This window comes from Neobacillus jeddahensis, from assembly GCF_000612625.1.
Lineage (GTDB): Bacteria > Bacillota > Bacilli > Bacillales > Cytobacillaceae > Neobacillus > Neobacillus jeddahensis.
In genome coordinates, this window is sequence record NZ_CCAS010000008.1 from 103,912 (window position 1) to 125,820 (window position 21,909).

21 protein-coding genes and 1 pseudogene are annotated in these 21,909 nt (G+C 44.9%); 10 read left to right on the forward strand and 12 right to left on the reverse strand.

Features of this window, described 5'->3' with window-relative positions; genetic code table 11:
* Window positions 1-138: 138 nt before the first annotated feature.
* From TY15_RS05950 to fdhD, 12 genes and pseudogenes are all read right to left on the reverse strand, one after another.
* Window positions 139-1,158 (reverse strand): MoeB/ThiF family adenylyltransferase, encoded by a 1,020-nt coding sequence (locus tag TY15_RS05950; protein WP_040206843.1) that lies wholly within the window; start codon window positions 1,156-1,158, stop codon window positions 139-141.
* Window positions 1,159-1,164: 6 nt separating this feature from the next.
* Entirely contained in the window at window positions 1,165-1,398 is a 234-nt protein-coding gene (moaD, locus tag TY15_RS05955; RefSeq protein ID WP_040206842.1) for a molybdopterin converting factor subunit 1, read from the reverse strand.
* Complete coding sequence (locus TY15_RS05960; RefSeq protein WP_040206841.1) at window positions 1,391-1,858, reverse strand: molybdenum cofactor biosynthesis protein MoaE; 468 nt, start codon at window positions 1,856-1,858, stop codon at window positions 1,391-1,393. The genes moaD and TY15_RS05960 overlap by 8 nt, the downstream gene beginning before the upstream one ends.
* Window positions 1,855-3,792, reverse strand: coding sequence for a molybdopterin biosynthesis protein (locus tag TY15_RS05965; protein WP_040206840.1), 1,938 nt, complete (start codon window positions 3,790-3,792; stop codon window positions 1,855-1,857). Before TY15_RS05965 ends, TY15_RS05960 begins: the two co-directional genes overlap by 4 nt.
* A 12-nt stretch (window positions 3,793-3,804) precedes the next feature.
* Window positions 3,805-5,037, reverse strand: coding sequence for a molybdopterin molybdotransferase MoeA (locus TY15_RS05970; protein ID WP_040206839.1), 1,233 nt, complete (start codon window positions 5,035-5,037; stop codon window positions 3,805-3,807).
* Window positions 5,038-5,044: 7 nt separating this feature from the next.
* Window positions 5,045-5,650 (reverse strand): molybdenum cofactor guanylyltransferase, encoded by a 606-nt coding sequence (gene mobA / locus TY15_RS05975; RefSeq protein ID WP_040206905.1) that lies wholly within the window; start codon window positions 5,648-5,650, stop codon window positions 5,045-5,047.
* Window positions 5,651-5,663: 13 nt separating this feature from the next.
* The gene (locus tag TY15_RS05980) at window positions 5,664-6,473 is read right to left on the reverse strand and encodes a formate dehydrogenase accessory protein FdhE (protein WP_040206838.1); all 810 of its coding nucleotides are present in this window, start codon (window positions 6,471-6,473) and stop codon (window positions 5,664-5,666) included.
* A gap of 256 nt (window positions 6,474-6,729) precedes the next feature.
* Window positions 6,730-7,443: a formate dehydrogenase subunit gamma gene (locus tag TY15_RS05985; protein WP_040206837.1), complete on the reverse strand. Its 714-nt coding sequence runs from the start codon at window positions 7,441-7,443 to the stop codon at window positions 6,730-6,732.
* Window positions 7,436-8,263, reverse strand: a complete 828-nt coding sequence (locus TY15_RS05990) for a 4Fe-4S dicluster domain-containing protein (protein WP_040206836.1) — start codon at window positions 8,261-8,263, stop codon at window positions 7,436-7,438. Before TY15_RS05990 ends, TY15_RS05985 begins: the two co-directional genes overlap by 8 nt.
* Window positions 8,263-10,662 (reverse strand): annotated as a pseudogene (gene fdnG / locus TY15_RS05995) (formate dehydrogenase-N subunit alpha); the annotation flags it as partial. The gene TY15_RS05990 and the pseudogene fdnG, both read right to left, overlap by 1 nt.
* A 12-nt stretch (window positions 10,663-10,674) precedes the next feature.
* The gene (locus TY15_RS25430; RefSeq protein ID WP_040206834.1) at window positions 10,675-11,247 is read right to left on the reverse strand and encodes a twin-arginine translocation signal domain-containing protein; all 573 of its coding nucleotides are present in this window, start codon (window positions 11,245-11,247) and stop codon (window positions 10,675-10,677) included.
* A gap of 79 nt (window positions 11,248-11,326) precedes the next feature.
* Window positions 11,327-12,082, reverse strand: a complete 756-nt coding sequence (gene fdhD, locus TY15_RS06005) for a formate dehydrogenase accessory sulfurtransferase FdhD (protein WP_040206832.1) — start codon at window positions 12,080-12,082, stop codon at window positions 11,327-11,329.
* A gap of 555 nt (window positions 12,083-12,637) precedes the next feature.
* Here fdhD and pdxK point away from each other — a divergent pair.
* The 10 genes from pdxK (at window position 12,638) to TY15_RS06055 (ending at window position 21,669) form a co-directional block, all read left to right on the forward strand.
* Window positions 12,638-13,465, forward strand: a complete 828-nt coding sequence (gene pdxK / locus TY15_RS06010) for a pyridoxine/pyridoxal/pyridoxamine kinase (protein WP_040206831.1) — start codon at window positions 12,638-12,640, stop codon at window positions 13,463-13,465.
* A gap of 202 nt (window positions 13,466-13,667) precedes the next feature.
* A complete protein-coding gene (locus TY15_RS06015; protein WP_040206830.1) occupies window positions 13,668-14,015 on the forward strand; it encodes a YojF family protein in 348 nt (115 codons plus the stop codon).
* A 24-nt stretch (window positions 14,016-14,039) separates the two neighbouring features.
* Entirely contained in the window at window positions 14,040-14,708 is a 669-nt protein-coding gene (bshB2, locus tag TY15_RS06020; protein ID WP_040206828.1) for a bacillithiol biosynthesis deacetylase BshB2, read from the forward strand.
* A gap of 222 nt (window positions 14,709-14,930) precedes the next feature.
* A complete protein-coding gene (locus tag TY15_RS06025) occupies window positions 14,931-15,401 on the forward strand; it encodes a 4Fe-4S dicluster domain-containing protein (protein WP_040206827.1) in 471 nt (156 codons plus the stop codon).
* A gap of 22 nt (window positions 15,402-15,423) precedes the next feature.
* Entirely contained in the window at window positions 15,424-17,289 is a 1,866-nt protein-coding gene (nosZ, locus tag TY15_RS06030) for a Sec-dependent nitrous-oxide reductase (RefSeq protein ID WP_040206825.1), read from the forward strand.
* 132 nt (window positions 17,290-17,421) lie between these two features.
* Window positions 17,422-17,991, forward strand: coding sequence for a hypothetical protein (locus TY15_RS06035; RefSeq protein ID WP_040206823.1), 570 nt, complete (start codon window positions 17,422-17,424; stop codon window positions 17,989-17,991).
* A 1-nt stretch (window position 17,992) separates the two neighbouring features.
* Complete coding sequence (nosD, locus tag TY15_RS06040) at window positions 17,993-19,339, forward strand: nitrous oxide reductase family maturation protein NosD (RefSeq protein ID WP_040206822.1); 1,347 nt, start codon at window positions 17,993-17,995, stop codon at window positions 19,337-19,339.
* Window positions 19,296-20,093, forward strand: coding sequence for an ABC transporter permease (locus tag TY15_RS06045; protein WP_040206820.1), 798 nt, complete (start codon window positions 19,296-19,298; stop codon window positions 20,091-20,093). The genes nosD and TY15_RS06045 overlap by 44 nt, the downstream gene beginning before the upstream one ends.
* Window positions 20,090-20,767, forward strand: a complete 678-nt coding sequence (locus TY15_RS06050; RefSeq protein ID WP_040206817.1) for an ABC transporter ATP-binding protein — start codon at window positions 20,090-20,092, stop codon at window positions 20,765-20,767. The genes TY15_RS06045 and TY15_RS06050 overlap by 4 nt, the downstream gene beginning before the upstream one ends.
* A complete protein-coding gene (locus tag TY15_RS06055; protein ID WP_040206815.1) occupies window positions 20,764-21,669 on the forward strand; it encodes a FixH family protein in 906 nt (301 codons plus the stop codon). The genes TY15_RS06050 and TY15_RS06055 overlap by 4 nt, the downstream gene beginning before the upstream one ends.
* Window positions 21,670-21,909 lie beyond the last annotated feature (240 nt).

Genomic DNA, 21,909 nt, shown 5'->3' on the forward strand with positions numbered 1-21,909 from the left:
CCGTCCAATCACTGGACGGGCTTCTTTTTAGAAAGATAAGAATCATAAATTTTGACTTTGAGAATGGTCCAGCTCAAGAAGCCATCGGCTCGAGGTCACAAGCCGATAGGCGGGCGCCTTGCGCTTTTCATTCTGCACTCAACCTAAGATTCGTTGATAGAGGGACTTGGCATGCGTCAAATCCTTGGTTCCATGGATGAGCGCACGGCCATCTTGAAAAATAACCATCCGCTCGGCACCAATCTCCACTGACACTAGGTAAGGATTGCCTTTCACCGTGTATCCAAGGGAGCTTAGCTGTGTCGCCAGTTGTTCCAATGACACTTCACCCTTTGTCGACGGTCGGATCTGAACTGTATCGCGGCCGCACAGCACTGTCGTCTTCGTCATGTTTTCATGATCGAGATATGGATAGGTTCGCTCCTCGCCGCACGAGAGGCAGCCCGCGAACTTGGCCTTCGCCATTTTTAAACTGGTATATTGGTTGCGCCATAAATCAAAGCTCACAAACGAGGTACGCACAGCCTCCCAATCCTCCACCAATATTTTTAAAGCTTCAGCGGTTTGATGGGCGATGACCATTTGCACGGTAGGGGAAATAATCCCACCTGTGTCACAGGTCATTCCTTGGAGGGGAATGGTGCGCAGCAAGCAATTAAGGCACGGCGTTTTCCCAGGAATAATCGAAAAACTCATCCCGTAGCTGCCCACGCAGGCCCCATAAATCCAAGGAATATTGTATTTTTGCGAGATATCGTTCATGGCCATGCGCGTTTCAAAGTTATCGGTTGCATCCAGCATCAGGTCGACACCGTTCGAAAGCTCTTCTAATAACACCGGGGTTGCGTCACCAATGATAGCACGGATTTCCACATCAGAATTGATCGCCCTGAGGCGTTTTTCAGCCGCAGCAGCCTTCGGAAGCTTGTCAGCAACATCCTCTTCTGTGTATAGCTGCTGGCGCTGCAGATTGCTCGCTTCGACGTAATCGCGGTCAACAATCGTTAGTTTGCCCACACCGGCGCGGGTGAGGATTTCGGCACCGCCTGAGCCAAGGGCACCAGCACCAATGATGAGGACGTGCTTCTGACGTATCTTCGCTTGCCCCTCTTGGCCGATTCCCGGAAACAGGACTTGCCGTGAATAGCGTTCAGTCATTTAGCATCAGCCCCCACTTACTGGTGGAATAAAGGCGATCTCATCGCCATCGGAAATGACCTCATCATTTGAAGCAAACTCCTCATTGATCGCCGTCATCACCGTCTCCATCCGGGGCAAGTCATACTGGGCAGAAAGCTCTGCCTTCAATTCAGCTACCGTTTTTCCAGCAGCCGCAACCGACAATGACTCAGCGCCGACAGCATCACGTAAATGCGCAAAAAACAGCACCTTATTCATCTAAATCACCTGCCTCCGGCTTACCTGTCGGATAGGCGACCGTCTCCAGCTGATTGCCCATCCATTCTTCGCCGTCCTCCCAATGCTCTTTCTTCCAAATCGGGACAATTTCCTTGATCCGCTCAATCGCATAACGATTCGCGTCATAGGCATCGGCGCGGTGCGGCGTCGATACTGCAATCACCACGGCAATATCCGTAATATCTAAACGGCCGACCCGGTGAGTAATCGCCACACTTGCCCCTGACCAGCGCTCTTCAATCTCATCGCCAATCTGTTCCAGTTTTTTGACCGCCATCGCTTCATAGGCATCATAGATTAAAAATAACGTTTTCTTGCCCTTTGTTAATTCGCGGACCGTCCCAATGAAGGTCGTGATTGCTCCAGCATCACGTTGGACCACTTTATCAATCACCGCTTGAATATCAATCGGCTCCTTGGAAATTTCATATAATTTCATTCTTTCACCTCTTCTGTCAAACACTTCGGCACTGCCTTGTCCACCACTTCATAGCCGCCGATTCGTTCTACCTGCGCCTTAAAGGCAGCAGACTGAATAATTTCAAACAACTGGCGGCCGCTTTCACTTTCATAAAAGCTGCGTGTCATTACTAAATCATACTCTTCATCGGCGACAGGAATAAAGGATAAGCCCATTGCCTTGGCGGCCGGATATATGCCCAGTCCGGCACCGCGAGCATCACCCTTCACCTCGGCTGCCACGGCTAAATGGGAGAACATTTCTCGCTCATAGCCGGTAACCTCTTCCGCTGTCAAACCTGCTTCTTCCAGCAATAAATCAAACAGGATGCGTGTGCCCGCTCCTTTTTGCCGGTTGACAAAATTAGCGCCCTTGCTGACAACATCTGTGACGGATTCGATTCCGAGGGGATTGCCCTGTGGCAGGATCCAGCCTTGCTTCCTTTTTAAAAAAGGATAAAGAACAACGTCTTGGTCTGCTAAAAGTTTGTTCACATATGAACTATTATATTGCTTTGTGCTTGGGTCAAGCAAATGAATACCCGCTACATGGGCCTCGCCTTTTCGAATCGCCATGATTCCAGCCATACTACCGACATGTGACGAGACAATTTTCCGCTCTGTATGGGCATGTTTGAGCTGGGATGACAGCAGGTCTATCGTTAAATCGTGACTGCCGCTAAACACAATAGCCTGTTTAATTTCTTCGAGCGGTCGCAGGAGTTCAACTTCGGCTTGATCGCCTTGTTCATAGCCAATGATGCTAGGCGGTACGATTAAGAGGCCATCTGCTCTGACATAGGACATCGTGACGCCGGCTGCACGGGTCAGCGGATTCGCGACGAATTGGCCATTCACGTAGCCAATATTCATTCGGACGAAATCCTCTGCTCCCATTGAGGAGACGATACGGCGACCGAGCTTGACGGTAAGTGTTGGCCGCTTTGGAACGGGAACGCCTAAATACTTGCAGACAAGCGGCTGCACAAACCATTCTAACGCTAAATAGGCTGACACGGGATAGCCTGGTACGCCGACGATGATTTTGCCGTTTATTTTCCCTAAAATGACTGGTTTTCCTGGCCGTGCGGCGACCCCATGGGTGAACACTTCGCCAATTTCAGCGATAATATGGACCGTATAGTCCCTCCTGCCGGCGGATGAACCAGCATTAATCACGATCATATCAGAGGTTTCCGCTGCCTCTAGGAGGACCTGCTTGATTTTCTCGGGTTCATCCTTGACGATGGGGTGCAGTCTCGGCTCCCCGCCCCACTCTCTTATAAAACCAGCAAAGACGGTGCCGTTAAATTCAATAATTTGTCCAGGTGAAAGCATTTTATCGGCTTCAACCAGTTCATTCCCTGTTGGAATAATCGTGACAAGCGGTTTTTTGACAACCGGAATAGTGAGCTGTTGGGCGGCCAAGAGCACGCCCAGATCGGCGGGTCTCAATGTATGGCCTTGGGGAAACAGCATTTCCTCCTGAACGATATCCTCGCCAATCGGGCGAATATGCTGCCAAGGGGTGGCGGGTTCAATGATTTCGATGGTGTCATCATCAATGATATGGACATTCTCGATCATGATCACCGCATTATATGGTCCGGGAATAGCGTTGCCGGTATCGACAACGGCAAATTGTTCACCGAGTTTAAGTTGGAGTGGATGTTGTTCATGCGCTGTGTACGTGCTTTCAGCCACCACGGCTACTCCGTCCATCGCGGAAGCATGATAGTGCGGCATCGACACATGGGCAAAGATTGGCGCGGCCGTCACACGTCCTAGAGCGTCAACAGTGGGGATTTCAACTATTTCAGAAGTCAGCTGACAAGCGGTGAGAATTTGCTCGCGTGCCACTGACCGGGGCTTATCTTCTAGGTAAATTTTCCGTTTATATTGGTTCTGTTCCATGCTATAGACCCCTTACCTTGATAGAATCACAGGGACATCGCTGCCCTGAGAGATTCCTTCTTTTTCTGAACTAATCTCAACAATGCCATCGCTTTTAACCAATGTCGTAATCAAGCCAGATTTGCCAATAATCGGCTCGGCCCACCATTCGCCCTCTTTTTCAAACAGACGAACGCGGATATAATCAGCTCGGCCCATCGCCGAGGGAATATTCTTCGTTATTTTTGCAAAAATCCGGTCCGGTTTGCGCTCGATTTTCTCACCGGATAGCTTTCGTAACATCCTCTCCCCGAACAGTCGGAAGATGATCATCGCACTGGCAGGATGTCCCGGTAAGCCGATCACCGGTTTCCCGTCGGCGATAGCGAGAATGGTCGGTTTTCCTGGTTTGATAGAAATGCCGTGGACGAATACGCCCGGGTCGCCTAATGATTGAATGACATCGGTCGTATAGTCCTTTGCGCCAACCGAACTGCCACCAGAAAGGATTAAGCAATCCGTTTTTTCATAAAGTTCTCTGGCCCTCGTCTGAAATTCTTGAAAGTCATCCTTGACGATCCCGCCATAGATTACGTCGACATTCCATTCGTTCGCCAGCCCGGCGATGGTTAAATAGTTGATGTCGCGGATTTGTCCTTCTTGCAATGATTTCGTTTGGTAGGGAACAATTTCATCACCTGAAGAGAGGTAACCAATCGTCAATTTTCGGTACACGGTGACTTCAGCCATCCCTAATGAGGCAAGCGCACCTAATTCTTGCGGTCTAAGCTTCGTCCCCTTGCTCAGAAGCGTTTCTCCGTCTTTAATATCCTCGCCCACGCTGATCACATTTTCTCCAGGGGCAATTTGTTTATATGTATTTAAGAGATTGTCCACATCCTCACAGTGTTCAATCATCATAACGCTATCACTGCCAGCCGGCATCATGCCTCCTGTCGGCACGTAAACGGCTGTGCCCAGGTTTACGACCGCCGTAGGCACCTCACCCATTTTTACCTCACCGACAACGTTTACGAAACCAGGCATGGATTCAGAGGAACCATACGTATCCTTGGCTCGAACGGCATATCCATCCACCGTTGAACGAGCGAAGCTGGGCACGTTTTCCATAGCCACCACCGACTCGGCTAAAATACAGTGGAGCGCATCACCTAGCTTCCTTACCTCCGTATCTGTAATGGCCGCTATATTTTCGTCGATTAAGGCAAATGTTTCTTCAACTGTTTTCACTTTGAAAAATTGCATCGTTCCCTCATTCCCCCTTATCTATCTCGGCCCACTTTTTAGCATCCTCGTATTCATTTGGGTGATTCATATTAAAAAAGATTCGGTCGATCTCGGTCGCGCTATACATCGGTAATTCTTTTTCAGTTACATAGAATACCTGTACTTGATCGAGCAGATGTTTCATGCGGAGTTGTCCAGCTTCAATGCAGTCAGCCACCACTCCGGTCACTCGTTTATGAAAAATCGAATATAATGGCTGTTGTTTTCCGTTGATGACGGGAATAACGGCGTCATAATCATCAATATGGCTGACGAGTGTCTCGGCCAATTCACCGGAAATAAACGGCATGTCGCAGGCTACAAAAAAGTTCACATCAAACGCTGATGCCTGCAATCCTGCATGGACTCCCGCGAGCGGTCCCATCCCCGGATAGTGGTCCGCGACTATTTTTACACCCAAAAATTCGTATTGTTCAGAATCGTTTGTCACGATGATTATATCATCAAAAAGCGCTTTGAGTGTATCAACCATTCTTTCAATATTGGTTTTCTCGTTTAACTTTAGCAACGCCTTGTTTGTACCCATTCGGCTTGACTTTCCGCCTGCTAAAATAATTGCTGCCGCTTTCACACCATCCACCTTCTTAATTTGTTTCTTTCTTTTCTCCGACTGCGTTATAACCATGCTCTTGAGCCACAAAATCAAGATGGATCGACTTTAGGTCTAAAAGAGCAGCCGATGGCTTTGTAATATATTGTCTTGTATCAATAATTTTAATATAGCCGCTGCATTCATCGCAAACTTGAATTTGTGAGGTAGCATCGCCTTCAATTGAAATAAATTGAATCGTTTCATGGTTCTCATTTCCACAATGGCCACATTCTAAACGCTTCGCATGCCAATGGTAAAGACAGCGTGGGCAATGCATTACTTTTTTCCCTTCCTCCTCGAGTACGGCTACTCGGACAGGTTCGCCACAAACAGGGCAGCCTGCACCCGGTATGGCGCGGTGAATTTCAGATTGAACTTTTTCTGCTATTAATTGTAAATAGGGACGAAGAGCCGTTTCAGCTAGGAATTGTGGAATCCATTCTTCGATGCCATGTTCTTGGGCAAAATGTATAAAGAAGACATGATTTAAGGAGAACGCCTCTTCAATCCAACGGATCGCTGTTTCCTCGTTTAGAAGGGAATGGATATTGGAAAGCTTTGGCTCAAGTTCAGGATTTTTGTTGATAAGGGTGGTATTAACTTCATCTATCCACTGTAAAAATAGGGAAATATCAAAATTAATTGCCGTTAATGCCGCAGCTGGCACGCCTGCTTCCATAGCAGCTTGATCAAGATTCGGTCTAATTGATTCCGGGTCTAGCTGAAGCTTCCACTTTTCTTGAAGGGCGACGATTTGCTTTTGCAATTCCTGATACTCTTTTGAAACAACGGATTTAATCATCGATAGTGCACCTCTTTCTTATAAAAACTCATCATTATTTTTGGTTGCGTAAGGTCCCAAACCAAGATATTCAGGCTTATGGAAGGGAAATGGCTGTCTTTAGATTCGACAGCCATTTCCCTTGTTTCATAACCTGGAAGTATAAAATTCGCCTTCGAGAAATGTCTTGCCCAGGGATCCGCTAACAGTCCCCTTGGGTTTTTATGCTAATAATTTCTATCTTGGGACTTCGATGATTACCTTCTAGCAGGGGTTATTATGCTCCCTTTTTATGCTTTGGATCATCTAAGTCAGGGAAGTTGCCTTTTTTCACTTCTTCATCATACCACTCTGTATAATGTCCCTTTGCCCACCAGGCAGGAACTTTCCCCGTAACAACCCCAGAGTATCCTGGTCTGGAGTGTTTATGAACAACTGAAAGGTAGACGTGTCCAACGATAACGGCAATCCCTAATCCAAAACCAACATTATGAAGAACATATCCCCATTGAACAATTGCTCTTGGGAAAAAGCCTGGGAACCACATCGTGAATCCTGATACAATGACTAAGATTGCACAAAGAATCTGGATAACCGAGTTGATTTTTTCCCCGGCGTTAAAGAAGGTCTGTTTAACATGCTTAAAGTTGAAGCCGAACAATTCTTTGACAAATTCACTAAAAAATTCAAGATCGCGCTTTTTCCATGTGATTAGTTCCTTCATCCACTTGAAAAAGAACTTCGGACTAAAAATCAACAGGATGAACGTAGGCGTGATAAAAATGACAGCAAATATTCGATGCAGCAGGCGAGCCCCAGCCGGGCCGCCAAGGACTGGATAAAGCCAGTCAAAGAACTCGGTATACATTGGCAGCGCCGTGATGTAAAGGGCAAAGAAGGCGATCCCATTGATGGCGTGCGCCCAAACAAACGCCTTTGGAAAGCGGCGAATCTTTTCATTCGCTTTAGGGTGCTGCTGATGATTACTCATGGCCTTCACCTCCATCTTCCTTGCCTTTTATTCGTTTGGAAATAATATTATTGGTAATAAACGCTCCCACTACAGCCATCGTTGTAGCACCAATCATCATTTTTCCAATTGGTTGGGCATAGTCCTTCCAAACGACCGCCGATGTCGGTACCTTAGGGTTTTCAGGAAGTCCATACACACTTGGTTTCTCTGTAAGCACATAAATGGTATGTGTGCCGCCCACACCTTTTGGATTATAAATATTGGCATTAGGGAATTTGCCTTTAATTTCACTTAGACGTTTCTCTGCTTTTGCGAGCATTTCATCCTTGTTTCCAAACTCTAAAGCATTTGTATGGCACGTTGTCACACAGGCAGGCTGCAAGCCCTCCTCAAGTCGATCTGTACACATCGTACACTTTTGCGATAATTTGTATTCTTTGCCGTTTTTATCTTTATATTCCTTAAGTGAGATCACTTCAAATGGACAGTTTTGGACACAATAGCCGCAGCCTACACACTTATCATGGTCAATGACAACCGTTCCAAATTTTGAATAGCTGATAGCATTTTCAGGACAAACCTTTTCACAAGCGGCATCTGTACAATGGAAGCAAGAAGAATGGCGGAATAAATATTCCAAATCACCTTTGCCATTCTCGTGCTCAATATATTGCAAAACATTCCAAGTATCAGCTGTAGTCTTCTTATGGGACTGTACAGTTCCTGAGAACTCCTCCGGTTCAGCCGGAAGGTCATTCCAGTTTTTACAGGCAACCATACAGGCACGGCAGCCATCACATTTGGTCACATCGACCAATTTCACATATTCCGTAGCCATTAGTCAGCCCTCCTTACGTCACAGAGGAATGCCTTATACTCAGGAATCATGGTATTGGCGTCACCAATGTGTGGTGTTAACCGGTTAGCAGTATCCCCAGTTGCAATACCCTTGTAGCCAAAATGCCAAGGCATACCAATTTGGTGAATCTTCTTGCCTTTCACGGTATGTGGCTTGAAGCGTTTTGTTACCATCGCATAGGCTTTCACTTCGCCACGTGCTGAGCTAACAATAATTTCATCCTTGTTGTTAATGCCTTTTTCCTTCGCTAATTCTTCACTCATTTCCACATACATATATGGAACAAGTTCAGACAACCATTCTTGGTTACGAGTCATAGTCCCTGACTGCCAGTGTTCACTTACCCGATAGGTAGTTGCCACAATCGGATAATCTACCTTGAAGCCGCGTTTATTGAAATCACCATCAAACAGCGTAATCGCCGGATTGATTTCCTGACTAGAGAAAGCATTTGGAATTGGGCTTTCATATGGCTCATAGTGTTCAGGGAACGGACCATCGTTCAAGGTTGGAGCGTACAAGCCTGCAACACCATCTGCAATCATAATAAATGGATCTGTGAAACCAGGATCTGTTGGTTTCTTCGTTGCCACAAAATCTGGAACGTCGTAGCCGGCCCATTTATTTTGTGCAGCATCCCACCAGATGACGGCTTTTTCTTTACTCCATGGTTTACCGCTTGGGTCTGCAGCTGCCCGGTTGTAAATGATTCTGCGGTTCATCGGCCAAGCAAATGACCAATTCAGATACATGCTCATGCCAGTATCTTTGCTGTCACGACGTTGTGCCAGATTCTTGCCTTCTTCTGGATAGAATCCACAATAAATCCAGTTACCGCTGCAGGTACTTCCGTCATCCTTCAGATTACCGAAACCATTAATCTGCTTGCCAGTGTTGACATCATAGCCATTGATTTCCTTACATACTAGGTCGATATCGATTTCTTTACCTTCGCCATAGTTCCAGTGAACAGCATTTACTTGCTTGGCTGCTGGTGTGCTCTCGTTTTTATACAAGGCTTTGATCTTCGTCATCAGCTCATGCATAATTTCCAAGTCGGCTTTAGACTCGCCTACCGGCTTGATTGCCTGCCAGCGATACTGCATCCAACGTGAACTATTCGACACACTTCCTTCTTTTTCATAGGAAGAACAAGCTGGAAGTAGGAAGACCTCTGTATTAATTTTTGCTGGGTCACTGCCCGCCTCTTTTTGCCAGAATGCTGATGATTCTGTTTCCCAAAGGTCAACGGCTACCATCCATTTCAAGTTACCTAATGCTTCTTTTTCTTTTCCGGCATTCGGGCCGCCGACAACTGGATTTGTTCCAAATAGGAACGCTCCTTCAAGCTCGCCCTTATACATAGCGTTGAATAAGTTAATGTGTGAATAGTTTTTATTGCCTTTTGGTAAAAATTGATAACCGAACTCATTATCTGCTGTCGCATTTGGTCCATACCAGGCCTTTAGTAAGCTGACAATGAACTTAGGTTTATTGCTCCAATAACCGGACTTCGGTGTTTCTTTTTCCAGATGTGCCTTCAATGTGGCATGCTCTGGAATCGCCTTGGTCATACCTAAATAGCCTGGAAGATTATCAAAAAGAAGCGCAAAGTCTGTTGAGCCTTGAACGTTTGACTCGCCGCGCATGGCATTGATTCCTCCGCCTGGTAATCCAATGTTACCTAAAAGAAGCTGCAGCATGGCGTAAGAACGGACGTTTTGTGTTCCAACAGTATGCTGAGTAGCTCCCATTGCATACATAATCGTTCCCGATTTGCCAACCTTACCAGTTGAACAGAACATTTCACAAACCTTTAAATAGTCCTCTTTTGGTGTTCCTGTTACAGAAGTAACGGTGTCCACATCGTAACGTGAGTAATGCTTTTTCATTAATTGGAAGACTGAGCGTGGATGCTCTAAAGTCTCATCCTTTACAGGCTTGCCGTCTTCTGTTGTTTCCCAGGCCCATTGTGTTTTATCATAGGCACGTTTTGCTTCGTCATAACCTGTAAATAAACCATCTTCAAACTTATAACTTTCTTTTACTATAAAGCTAGCATTCGTATATTTAGCAACATACTCTTTGTGAATGAGATTATTCTCAATAGCATATTTAATCATCCCGCCGATAAACGGAATATCCGTTCCAGAGCGAAGCGGAGCATAATGATCAGCCATTGCCGACGTTCTAGTGAAACGCGGGTCAACACTGACAATCTTTCCGCCTTTTTCCTTTGCTTTTGTTAACCATCTAAAGCTGATTGGATGGTTTTCAGCAGGATTTCCACCGATGATTAAAGCACAATCGGTATACTGCAGATCATTCCAATGATTCGTCATTGCTCCACGACCAAATGAAGGTGCCAGACCGGCAACCGTAGAACTATGTCATATTCGTGCCTGGTGTTCTAAATACGTAACGCCAAGCCCTCTCATCATTTTTGCAAGCAGGTAACACTCTTCATTATCAAGAGCTGCTCCGCCAAGGCTGGCAATGGCCTCGGTCTTATTAACAATCATGCCATTTTCTTTTTCAACAAATGATTTATCACGCGTTTCCTTTGCCCGTTTGGCAATGGTGTCTAGCATCCAATCCCAATCTTTTTCTACCCACTTATCACTGCCTGGTGCACGATAGCGTGGTTTCAAGACACGCTTTTCTGAAGTATATAACTGTCTTATTGTGGTTCCTTTACTGCAAAGCTTGCCTTCGTTTATCGGGTTATCCGGATCCCCCTCCGTATAAACCACGGTATTATTTTTGGTGTGGACGAGAATTCCACATCCTACACCGCAAAAGCAGCAAATGGTTGGTGTTACAGTAGCTTTAGCAATTTTTAATTCTTTTGATGCGGCATACGCCTTTTTCTCATTAAAGCCTAGTTCTACTACCGCAAGAGTTGCGGCTGCAGCGCCTGACAGCTTTAAAAATTGCCGACGATTAAGGTTCATTTCAACCATCACTTATTCTCCTTCCCAATTGTAATTTCCACATTTCTCTTTTTTCTCTATCCTGTTGTTATTTCCCCCCTTCCATGCTTCACTCTAAAACTAGCTCATTAGTGAGATCATTCTGGACTCTACCAGCCGAGGTATAGACGGTAGCCATTTTCCCTCTTAAATAGCCAACAACCTCAATATTTAAGTATTTTGCCAGCTGAACTGCCTGTTTAGTGGCAGCCGTCCGCGATCCGATAATCGGAAAGCCGAATTTTGCTGCTTTAGAGAGCATTTCATATGAAACCCGTCCGGTTGTTAATAAAATCAACCTCTCAGGGATCAAACCAGTTCGAATGGCGTGGCCAATAATTTTGTCCACAGCATTGTGGCGACCAATATCTTCACGAATGGTCATCGTGCCGTCTTCCTCTACAATACAGGCGCCGTGCATCCCGCCTGTTTCAAGATAGAGCGATGAATTTTGGGCAAATTCGCTGCGCTTTTTTAGTAGATGACTCAAAGGAATCACTTTGCCCGCTGTTACCTTGGCAAAATTTTTCACATCTGTCATCGAGAAGAATGTAACGCCTCTGCCGCATCCGGCGGTGTAATGCTTTTTTTTCGAAAAGAATTGGTCTTCTTCAAATGGGGTACGTAATGAAACGTGAATGCTTCCCATTTCTTCATTTATCGTGATGTGTTCGATATCGCTTGCTTCCTGAATAAACCCTTCAGAATACAGATACCCATATGTCCAATCTTCCAGGTCAAATTTTGTTAATTGGAAAACAGCAATTTCATAGCCGTTGATCAGTAAAGAAATTGGATATTCATCGGGACAACCTTTGCGGTTCATGACTTTCCCTCCCCCTCAGGAAATTTTCCTTATTTTTTCATTGTAAAAATAGTGCCATTTACACTCAGCGACATTTGTCACTATTTAAACAGGCATTGTATTAGAAATGGAATATATTAGATATTTATCATTTAGCTTCCCTTGTTACCTGTCACTTTTTTGTTTAAGTTGTAAATATGTCGGATTTTCAACAATTTTCGTAAACCAAGAAGGTAACCACAGTCGCAATGTTACTTACCCCAAAAAAGAAAGCGGTTCCAACGTTAAACTGGATGCCTTTTCGTTTATCGTACTTTGGAATGATCATTATGAAAGTAACATTTATCACTCGAAGGAGTTGGAAATAGCACTAATAGGCCATTTGTCATATTTTCGTCACCGCTTTGCTCGAGAGGACCTCCATTGCTTGGTTTCACTCTACCCCAAGACAACCTAGGCTTTTCGTATAATAAAGAAGAGAGAGGGAATTTCTGTTATATTTTTAAAATTGATTTATAATAAGAGGAAAGGGAGTGTGAACCACCCTATTGGTTTTATATAAAGGAGGAATACATAATGACGATTAAAAAAGTAATGACGATTGCCGGCTCTGACACGAGCGGCGGGGCAGGGATTCAAGCGGATTTAAAGACGTTTCAGGAGCTTGGCGTCTATGGGATGAGTGCCCTAACGACCATCGTCACGATGGATCCAAAGGATTGGCACCATAGTGTATTCCCCATCGCCGTTGATACTCTTGATACACAAATCGAAACCATTCTTTCGGTTGGCATTGACGCGATGAAAACGGGTATGCTCGGAACCGTTGAAATCATTGAATTAACCGCACGAAAAATTGACGAGAACAAGTTAGAGCGCGTCGTGATTGATCCGGTCATGGTCTGCAAAGGCGAAGATGAGGTCTTGAACCCCGAAACAACCGATGCGATGCGGGAGCTCCTGTTACCACGTGCCCTTGTTGTAACGCCAAACCTATTTGAAGCTGGACAACTGGCAGGAATGAAGACCCCGCGCACTGTCGAGGAAATGAAGGAAGCCGCTGTCAAAATTCATGAGCAGGGCGCTAAATTCGTCTTGATTAAAGGCGGCAGCAAGCTACAGTCAGAGGAAAAAGCCGTTGATCTTCTCTATGATGGAAAAGAATTCAGACTTTATGTATCTGATAAATTTGAAACAACCTATACCCATGGGGCTGGCTGCACGTATTCATCAGCAGTTACCGCTGAATTGGCTAAAGGGAAATCTGTTTACGAGGCCGTTGATGTAGCGAAGGAATTCATCACTGCGGCCATCCAACAAGGCTTCCGCTTAAATGAATTTGTTGGTCCAACCTGGCACGGTGCCTACCGCAGTGCTGCCACAGAGTATTGCGAGGATTGCTAGAAAAACGTGAATACCCAAAAGAGCCGATCATTGAGGATCGGCTCTTTTTATAGGCTATATCATCGTTATGAAAAAAAGATTCCTTGTTCAAAATCAATGCCAGTTCAAGCATTGATTTCGCATTTTTTTACCGTTTTTAGTATGATGGATACATTATTAATTACACTAGTCATTAGGTATTGATGGGAAGGGAGGCATTAGCATGGAGTTAGTTGCGATCAAACAGGTACAGGAAGCTATTAATCGCTTAGCAAATCAAGATGTCTACGTCCATCTTGAAACGACCAATGGTGCTTACGCATCACATCATAATCAAGACTTCTTTTCTGCGGGAGCATACATCCGCAACGCCCTTGTCCGATATGAATTAGGAAAGATCACTGGCATCGGGCCTCACCGGGTTGGGTTAAAACTAAACCTGGGCTGGATCTATGCAGAAGGCATTACCCATTTTGAAATCGATAGTGAAAACCGTCTTTTATTGGCTGGGCATGATCATAATGGCAAGCTAGCCGTTGCCCTTGAAATAAGTACCACTCCATTTGAATAACGATCCTAGAAAGGAGATTAACTAATGGAAAAAGAGCGCCATGTCTTAGTTGTTTTCCCCCATCCGGATGACGAGGCTTTTGGAGTATCTGGGACGATTGCCACACATGTGCAAAACGGAACCCCGGTCACTTATGCCTGTCTAACGCTCGGCGAGATGGGACGTAATATGGGAAATCCCCCGTTTACCAATCGCGAAAACCTTCCGAAAATCAGAAAGGCAGAATTGCAGGAGGCCGCTCGTGCTTTAGGCATTCAAGATCTCCGCATGCTTGGTTTCCGTGATAAAACGATTGAGTTTGAAGATGAAGAGAAATTGACAAATACAATTACCGCGATCATCGAGGAAGTGAACCCTTCCCTGATTATCACTTTTTATCCTGGTTATTCGGTTCATCCTGACCATGACGCCACCGGTGCCGCGGTCGTAAGGGCCGTTGAAAAAATGCCGGTCACCGCAAGGCCGACCCTACACTGCGTCGCCTTCTCCAACAATTGTGTAGATGAGCTTGGCGAAGCCGATATTGTCCATAACATCACCCCTGTGGCGAAGATTAAGCTTGCAGCAATTCAAGCGCACCGTTCGCAAACAGAGCAGATGTTTGTAGACATGGAAGAGAAATTAAAAAACCAAGACCCGCAAATGATGGTTTGGGTTAACAATGAACGATTTTGGACCTATAAGTTTGCATAAGAAAAAGCCTTTCGCTTAAAGGGCTTTTTCTTTTTGCCTTTTTATAGAATACTTAGTCACAAAACGTTCATTTTTTCAAAATAGCCATTTTCCTACCAAATTCACCCTCATTCACAAAACGTTCAAAAATCCTTATCTAGGTGTGCACTACGTCACAATTTTATCGTTGCTAAGCGATTAGGATGAAACTGTGAATTTTTTAAAAAACAGGAGGGGGAACAATTGCAAAAAGCAATCATTAGCTTTGGGATCTGCTTGGTAATCGGGTTTGGGCTTGGTTACCTAGTTTTTGGCGTCATCATGGGTGACTCCGATCAACAAACACAAGTAGCACAGACCGAAACAGAGACAACCAATCAAGCCGATACACCGGATTCCGCATCAGCTGAAAAAGAAAATACAGAGGCCAAAGAGGGCGCCACTACTTCCGTAAGTGCCGATAACATCCTCGATCAGCGTGGATGCCTTGGCTGTCACAGTGTCGAATCCCTTAATCTCAAGGGTGGCGCCGTTGGTCCGGACCTATCACAAGCATTTGTGAACGTAGAAGGGAAGCATGGCAAACCGATTGAGGAATTCCTGAAAGCGCCTACTTCAGCCGTCATGTCAGGAGTAATTAGTAAAGATCCATTAACAGATGAAGAGCGACAGCAAGTTCTCGAACTTCTGAAGCAGGCATCTGAAGCAAAATAATCAATAAGGTGGTGTCACATTAATGAAAAAATGGATTCCAATTGCATCGGGCTTGGTCGCTGGTTTTGTAGCCGCAACGATTTCATTTGCTGATTTCTCCGCAAAGACAACTACGGAAGCAGCTTCAAACACGAAGAGCGATGCAGAAAAGGTATATGTACCATTCGGTCAAAAAGATGATTACTATTTATTCGCTTCTGGAGGTCACTCCGGGCAAATGTTTATTTACGGTGTTCCATCGATGCGACAAATTCGCACCATTCCCGTCTTCTCACAGGATTCCGCAACCGGTTATGGCTTTGATGAGCATTCTAAAAAATTGATGGGTGACTATACATGGGGCGACCTTCACCATCCTGCCTTCTCAGAAACAAAGGGAGAATATGACGGGAAATATATGTTTGCAACCGACGTCGGTAACAGCCGGGCGGCTGCAGTCAATCTCGAAACCTTTACCACAAAGGACATCATCAACGTTCCCAACACAAGCGGGCCCCACTGTGCAGCGTTTGTGACGGAAAACACGGAGTATATGTTCTTACCAACCCGGTTCGCTGTTCCGCTTGAGCATAAATACGAATCACTTGATGATTACAGCACAAAATACCGCGGTGTGATGTCGGCTGTTACCTTTGATCAAAGCAAAGAAAAGTTAAATGTCGCCTACCAAGTGGCCCTTCCACCTTGGTCCTATGACCTTTCCGATGCTGGTAAAAAGAGCTCTGCAGACTGGGCAGTTATGACGACCTACAATACGGAGGAAGCGACGACCAACCTAGAAATCAATGCCTCTCAAGCGGACCGCGACTATATTGTCCTGTTCAATTGGAAAGAACTTGAGAAAATGGTCAAGGAAGGCAAGTACGAGGATGTCGGCGGCCAAAAAATGATTTTTCCAGAGAAGCAAAAGGGCGGAATTTATTTAGTGCCTGTAGCCAAATCCCCACATGGCGTCGATGTAACCCCGGATGGAAAGCATTTCATTGCTTCTGGAAAGCTGGCCCCAACGATGACCGTGTTCTCATTTGAAAAGGCCTTTAAGGCTGTCGAAAACAAAGACTTTGCCGGTGAACGTAATGGGATTCCAGTTTTAAAATATGAATCGGTGATGGAAAGAGAAGTAAATCCAGAAAATGCGCTTGGACCGCTTCATACCCAATTTGATGACAAAGGCATGGCCTATACGACAATGTTCATTTCTTCGGAAATTGTCAAATGGGATCCGAAAACTGGTAAAACACTTGACCGTGTACCTGTTCAATATTCACCAGGTCACGCTGTCGCTGCCGAAGGGGACACCGTCTCACCTGATGGCAAATGGTTAATTGCATTAAATAAGATTGCCAAGGATAGCTATTTATCTGTTGGACCTTCTCACCCTGAGTCGATGCAGTTAATCGACATCAGCGGCAAGATGAAGGTCATCCAGTCTTCACCAGTCAACCCTGAGCCGCATTATGCGCAAATGATCAAAGCCGATAAGATTAAAACGATTGAAGTTTATCCGAAGGACGAAAAGAATAAAGATGCCGTCTATAAAAAAGATGATACCAAAATTGTCCGAAATGGCAATCAAGTCGATGTATACGGGATTGCGATGCGTTCAAAATTCATTTTTGATGCCAAGGCAGAACGCCCTGACGTGATTGAAGTGAATGAGGGCGATCATGTCAGGATTCATTTAACCAACATCGATTTCGATGAGGATATTACCCACGGTTTTGCGATTAACAGTTATAACCTAAACATGGAAGTGCAGCCAGGACAGACCAACACGATGGAATTTGTCGCCAATAAAGCCGGAACCTACCCACTTTATTGCACTAACTTCTGCTCGGCGCTCCACCAGGAAATGACCGGCTACTTCCTTGTAAAACCAAAGAAGTAAGACAAGTAAATACGGCCGTTACCAAGATCCACTAGTACGGCCGCTAGTTGAAGCAGGAGCCAGGGTATCAATAGTAAAGATTGATACCCTCTCCTAGCATTTTAAGAATCCACTATAAAAGGCGTGGTTAACTTGAAAGGTAAATCAAAAAAACTATCAGTTGTCTCAACCTTATTGATCGTCCTGTCAGCTCTCTTGATGATTGTGTCCATTTTTTTCCCATGGTGGAAAATGATTTTCTTTGCACCACAATACCCAGAGGGATTAAACATCATTGTCTACCCGCATAAGCTTGAGGGGGAAATTGATATTGTTAATGGGCTGAACCACTATATCGGGATGGCCAATTTTAGCAAGGCCAACTTCCCAGAATTATCGTATCTCGTCTACCTAGTCGGCGGATTAGCGGCCATTACGCTTGTCACAGCCCTGCTTCGAAAAAAATCCGTTCTCTATGGTTTGATTGGCGTATTTGCTCTCGGCGGAGTTCTCGGTGTTCTTGACCTAAGAAAGGCGCTGCACGATTTCGGCACCAACCTAAGTCCAAACGCACCCATTAAAATCGACCCATTTGTCCCACCCCTTTTAGGACATAATACCGTTGCCAACTTTGTCACCAATAGTGTCCTTGGCGTCGGCGCCTATTTCCTAATAGCTGCGTTTCTCTTATTACTCATTCCGTTATGGAAGGATCGAAAATGACATGAAAAAATTAGCGCTCCTTACTTTGGTCCTATCTCTTTTTATCCTGGGCAAACCGGAAAAAAATTTGGCAGCCGAAAACTTGCAGGCGAAAATCGATAGCTTGCAAGAGGGGGCGGTATTACACCTTAAAGATCAAACGTACCCTGGCAATATCGTCATTGATAAAAGCATTACGATCATTGGCACAAAGCACACCGTGATTAAGGGGGACGGAACGGGCAACGTCATTTCCATTACGGCACCAAATGTGAAGCTAAACCAGCTGACGGTGACCGGTGGCAGTATGAATCGAAACTCGAGTGAAGAATACGCCGCCATCAAGATACACACAAACAACAATGTCGTCGAACACATCACGATTCGCAACTCTTTTCACGGTATCTATTTAAGCCAGGCCCATCATAATAAAATCCGCTATAACGATATAACCGGTCTGGGAAATGGCGAAATTGCCGCCCAAGGGAATGGACTTCATATTTATTATGCAAATGATAATCTGCTTGAAGCAAATAAGATTGAAGGCACCCGTGACGGGATGTTCTTCGAATATGCAAACAACAATCGCAGTGTGGAAAATAAAATTAGTCACACGCGCTATGGCTTACATTATATGTACTCTGATGAAAATATTTTTAAAGGAAATGTTTTTACGATGAATACCGGCGGTGCCGCCATCATGAATTCGAACCATCTGAAACTCGAAGATAATCAATTTATCATTAACTATGGAAATCAGTCGTTCGGTCTGTTACTTTTACAAGCCAACGATAATTATATAGCCGGCAATACCTTTTTCATGAATCAACGGGGTCTGTACATTGATCAGGCGACACGAAACACCATTACAGGCAACCGTGTGATTCAAAATCAAATCGGGATTGAGTTATGGGCCAGCTCGACTGACCAGATCTTCACCTTAAACAAGATTTCGGATAATACCTTCCCGGCCATTACCTTAGGCGGCAGCGGCGAAGGTAATACTTGGAGTCAGCACGGCAAAGGGAACGACTGGGGGACCTCCTTCCCACTGACCGATCTAGACCAAAATGGGATTGGCGATTTTCCCGTCACCTATCATTCCTCCCTCCACCAGTTGCTGGAGGATCAGGAATTGACAAGTTTATTTTTAAAAAGCCCGGCCATTGCCATCTATGAAAAAATAAATAACACACTAAATAGCGATGAAATCATGTTTACAGACAAGCATCCGTTAGCAGCCGAAAAGACGAGCCATGCTTCACTCCTGTTCGTTGCCCTTGGACTGCTCGTCGGCTTGATTTTACTAAAAGGGAGACATTACTATGCATTACATTTGGAAGGAATGGAAGGAAAACATAAGAGGTAAAGGGCTGTGGCTTTCATTAAGTATTATTGTTCTTCTATCGATTAGCATCTTATATCGTTCCTCAATCCTTTCATTTGACCAAGGCTTTTATGTACTCTTAATCAATCTTTTTGATACGATCATTTATTTTATTCCGATTCTCTGTTTGTTCATCGGCGCCTTTTCTATTTTTCAAGAGAAGGAGCAAAAGACATTAATTATGCTGTTAACAAAGAAGGACAATTACCCTAGCTTTTTACTCAAAAAAAGCCTGGGACTCTATACAGTCGTGTTAGTGCCGCTGTTGGGCTGGTTTTTCCTGTATCTTCTTTTGTTAAAATTTCAATTCCAACTCGATATGAAAAGCTACTTAATCTTTGTGTTAGCAATTGTCAGTTTGAGTCTCGTTTTTCTGCAAATGGGGGCAGCGATCGGCAGCTTTAGTCGCTCACGGATGCAAATTATCGGCTATACCATCTTTGTCTGGTTTTACTTTTTCTTCTTACATGACTTTCTGTTGCTTTCGTTTTTACCAGACGTGACCCATGAAAATGTGAAACTATTTTCTTCCTTCTTCTTCCTTAATCCGCTTCAAGCAGTACGGATGTTCCTAGAGACTGGGATGGGCGTCTATTCCTTCGGCCATATGTCTAGACTGCTAGAGATGTTTATGTGGACGAAGCCCGTGTTCTTTCTGATTGGAAATCTGTTTATCTGGTTGGCGATTTCCTTTGGTATCGCGATTATCTTTAACCGGAAGGAGGGCTACGAATGATTCAGGTCACCAATCTTCATCAATCATTCGGAAAAAAAACGGTACTAGATTCGATTACGATTTCGATTGAGAAAAATGAAATTTGCGCCCTCGTTGGTCGAAATGGGGCCGGCAAATCGACGTTTATTAATAGCTTGCTTGGCTTATTGCCTGTCAAGCAAGGGTCGATTGCCATCAACGGGACCACTGTATCGAAGAAGAATAATGGCTGGAAAAAGGCAATTGCCTACTTGCCGGAAAAATTTCTGCTCTATCCGATGTTGACCGGCCTTGAGAATATGACCTTTTTTGCTGAGGCTGTATCGAAAACGGCCAATCTAGAACGAATCGAACAAGTATTGACAGCTGTCAGCCTCTGGGACGACCGTAACGTCCAGGTAAAGAAATATTCAAAAGGGATGCTGCAGCGGCTCGGCCTTGCGATTACCCTGTATCAGGAGTCCAGCATTTTGATTTTGGATGAGCCGACAAGCGGGATTGACCCGATGGGACGGAAGGAAATTTTAGAGGTGCTGAAATCCCTTCAGCAGCAAACGATCCTGCTCTCCTCCCATCATTTAGATGAAATCAAGCAGGTATGTACCCATGTTGCTTATTTACATGATGGAAAAATGGAAAAATACACGGTTGAAGAGTTTTTAAATACACATCATTTAGGAGGAATTGACGGATGAAGAAGCGAATCGTGTCCGCCTTGATGTTGCTGCTTGTGTTGATATTAGCCGGCTGCAGTAACGGTCCAGAGTATAACGTGAAATTTACAAAGGATGTCTATTTTCAAAAAGATACCGAACTGCCCTTTGAGATTAAGGTAACGGAAAACAAAAAGGCTGTTACAGGGCTCAATGCTTCTGTGGAGTTTGCGATGACAGAGATGGATCACGGGACATACAAGGTGAAATTAACCGAGGGCAAGGACGGTACCTATTCCGGTAAGGTTGCCCTGCAAATGAGCGGAAAATATGAAGCGGCCTTTACGTTTGAAAAGGATGGGGAAAAGTCTGAAAAGATAATCGATGTTCAGGTGACCAAGCCTAAAGGTGTTGCCAAAATTAATGGCGACTGGATTACCGACGAGGATGTTGCCTTTTATCAGTTGATTAATCAACTTCAGCTTGCGATCAACCGTGAGGCTGCCAAACAAAACTATAGCGGGGCGCAGCTGCAGGAAGAATTAAGCTATCTGGAGTCCCAGGAAAAAGCCAACGCTGATAAAAATCAATTATTAACGCAAATTATCCGCCTCCGCTCAATGGCAATGCTGGCGGACGAAAAAGGGCATCAGGCAACAGAGAGCGAAATTGCGGCAGCGGTTGATAAGGTTCGTGCGCAATATAATCAGTATGCCGGGACAAAGCAATTAATCAGCAGCTACGGTGAAGATCAGTTTTGGGCAACCGAGAAGGAACAGTACAAACTGATCGTCCTGTCGCAAAAGGTGCAACAGGATTTGATTGCACAAGTCAAAAAAGAAAATCCTTCTGTTGGCGAGCAGGAGATCATCTATTTAGCACAGCAGAAATACGAAGAGCTGCTCGTCTCCCAAGTGAACTCGTTAACGATCGAGATCCTCTAGCAAAGGAAAAGTCCTTCATCCGCGTCATGAAGGACTTTTCTTTTTCTAAGGGAATTAGTTGCCCTGACTCGTTACCGTTTTTTCTCTTTTTCGGACTTCACGGGCATTAGTCGCTTCGACTAGTTTCCGTTTTTTCTTTTTTTCAGGCTTCACGGGCATTAGTCGCCTTGACTAGTTACCGTTTTTTCTCTTTTTCAGGCTTCACGGGCATTAGTCGCCCTGACTCGTTACCGTTTTTTC

Coding starts and splice junctions, on each gene's coding strand:
- TY15_RS05950 (WP_040206843.1), bottom strand. CDS start 1,158: ATGACTGAACGCTATTCACGGCAAGTCCTGTTTCCGGGAATCGGCCAA.
- moaD (WP_040206842.1), bottom strand. CDS start 1,398: ATGAATAAGGTGCTGTTTTTTGCGCATTTACGTGATGCTGTCGGCGCT.
- TY15_RS05960 (WP_040206841.1), bottom strand. CDS start 1,858: ATGAAATTATATGAAATTTCCAAGGAGCCGATTGATATTCAAGCGGTG.
- TY15_RS05965 (WP_040206840.1), bottom strand. CDS start 3,792: ATGGAACAGAACCAATATAAACGGAAAATTTACCTAGAAGATAAGCCC.
- TY15_RS05970 (WP_040206839.1), bottom strand. CDS start 5,037: ATGCAATTTTTCAAAGTGAAAACAGTTGAAGAAACATTTGCCTTAATC.
- TY15_RS05980 (WP_040206838.1), bottom strand. CDS start 6,473: ATGATTAAATCCGTTGTTTCAAAAGAGTATCAGGAATTGCAAAAGCAA.
- TY15_RS05985 (WP_040206837.1), bottom strand. CDS start 7,443: ATGAGTAATCATCAGCAGCACCCTAAAGCGAATGAAAAGATTCGCCGC.
- TY15_RS05990 (WP_040206836.1), bottom strand. CDS start 8,263: ATGGCTACGGAATATGTGAAATTGGTCGATGTGACCAAATGTGATGGC.
- TY15_RS25430 (WP_040206834.1), bottom strand. CDS start 11,247: ATGGTTGAAATGAACCTTAATCGTCGGCAATTTTTAAAGCTGTCAGGC.
- fdhD (WP_040206832.1), bottom strand. CDS start 12,082: ATGAACCGCAAAGGTTGTCCCGATGAATATCCAATTTCTTTACTGATC.
- pdxK (WP_040206831.1), top strand. CDS start 12,638: ATGACGATTAAAAAAGTAATGACGATTGCCGGCTCTGACACGAGCGGC.
- TY15_RS06015 (WP_040206830.1), top strand. CDS start 13,668: ATGGAGTTAGTTGCGATCAAACAGGTACAGGAAGCTATTAATCGCTTA.
- bshB2 (WP_040206828.1), top strand. CDS start 14,040: ATGGAAAAAGAGCGCCATGTCTTAGTTGTTTTCCCCCATCCGGATGAC.
- nosZ (WP_040206825.1), top strand. CDS start 15,424: ATGAAAAAATGGATTCCAATTGCATCGGGCTTGGTCGCTGGTTTTGTA.
- nosD (WP_040206822.1), top strand. CDS start 17,993: ATGAAAAAATTAGCGCTCCTTACTTTGGTCCTATCTCTTTTTATCCTG.
- TY15_RS06045 (WP_040206820.1), top strand. CDS start 19,296: ATGCATTACATTTGGAAGGAATGGAAGGAAAACATAAGAGGTAAAGGG.
- TY15_RS06050 (WP_040206817.1), top strand. CDS start 20,090: ATGATTCAGGTCACCAATCTTCATCAATCATTCGGAAAAAAAACGGTA.
- TY15_RS06055 (WP_040206815.1), top strand. CDS start 20,764: ATGAAGAAGCGAATCGTGTCCGCCTTGATGTTGCTGCTTGTGTTGATA.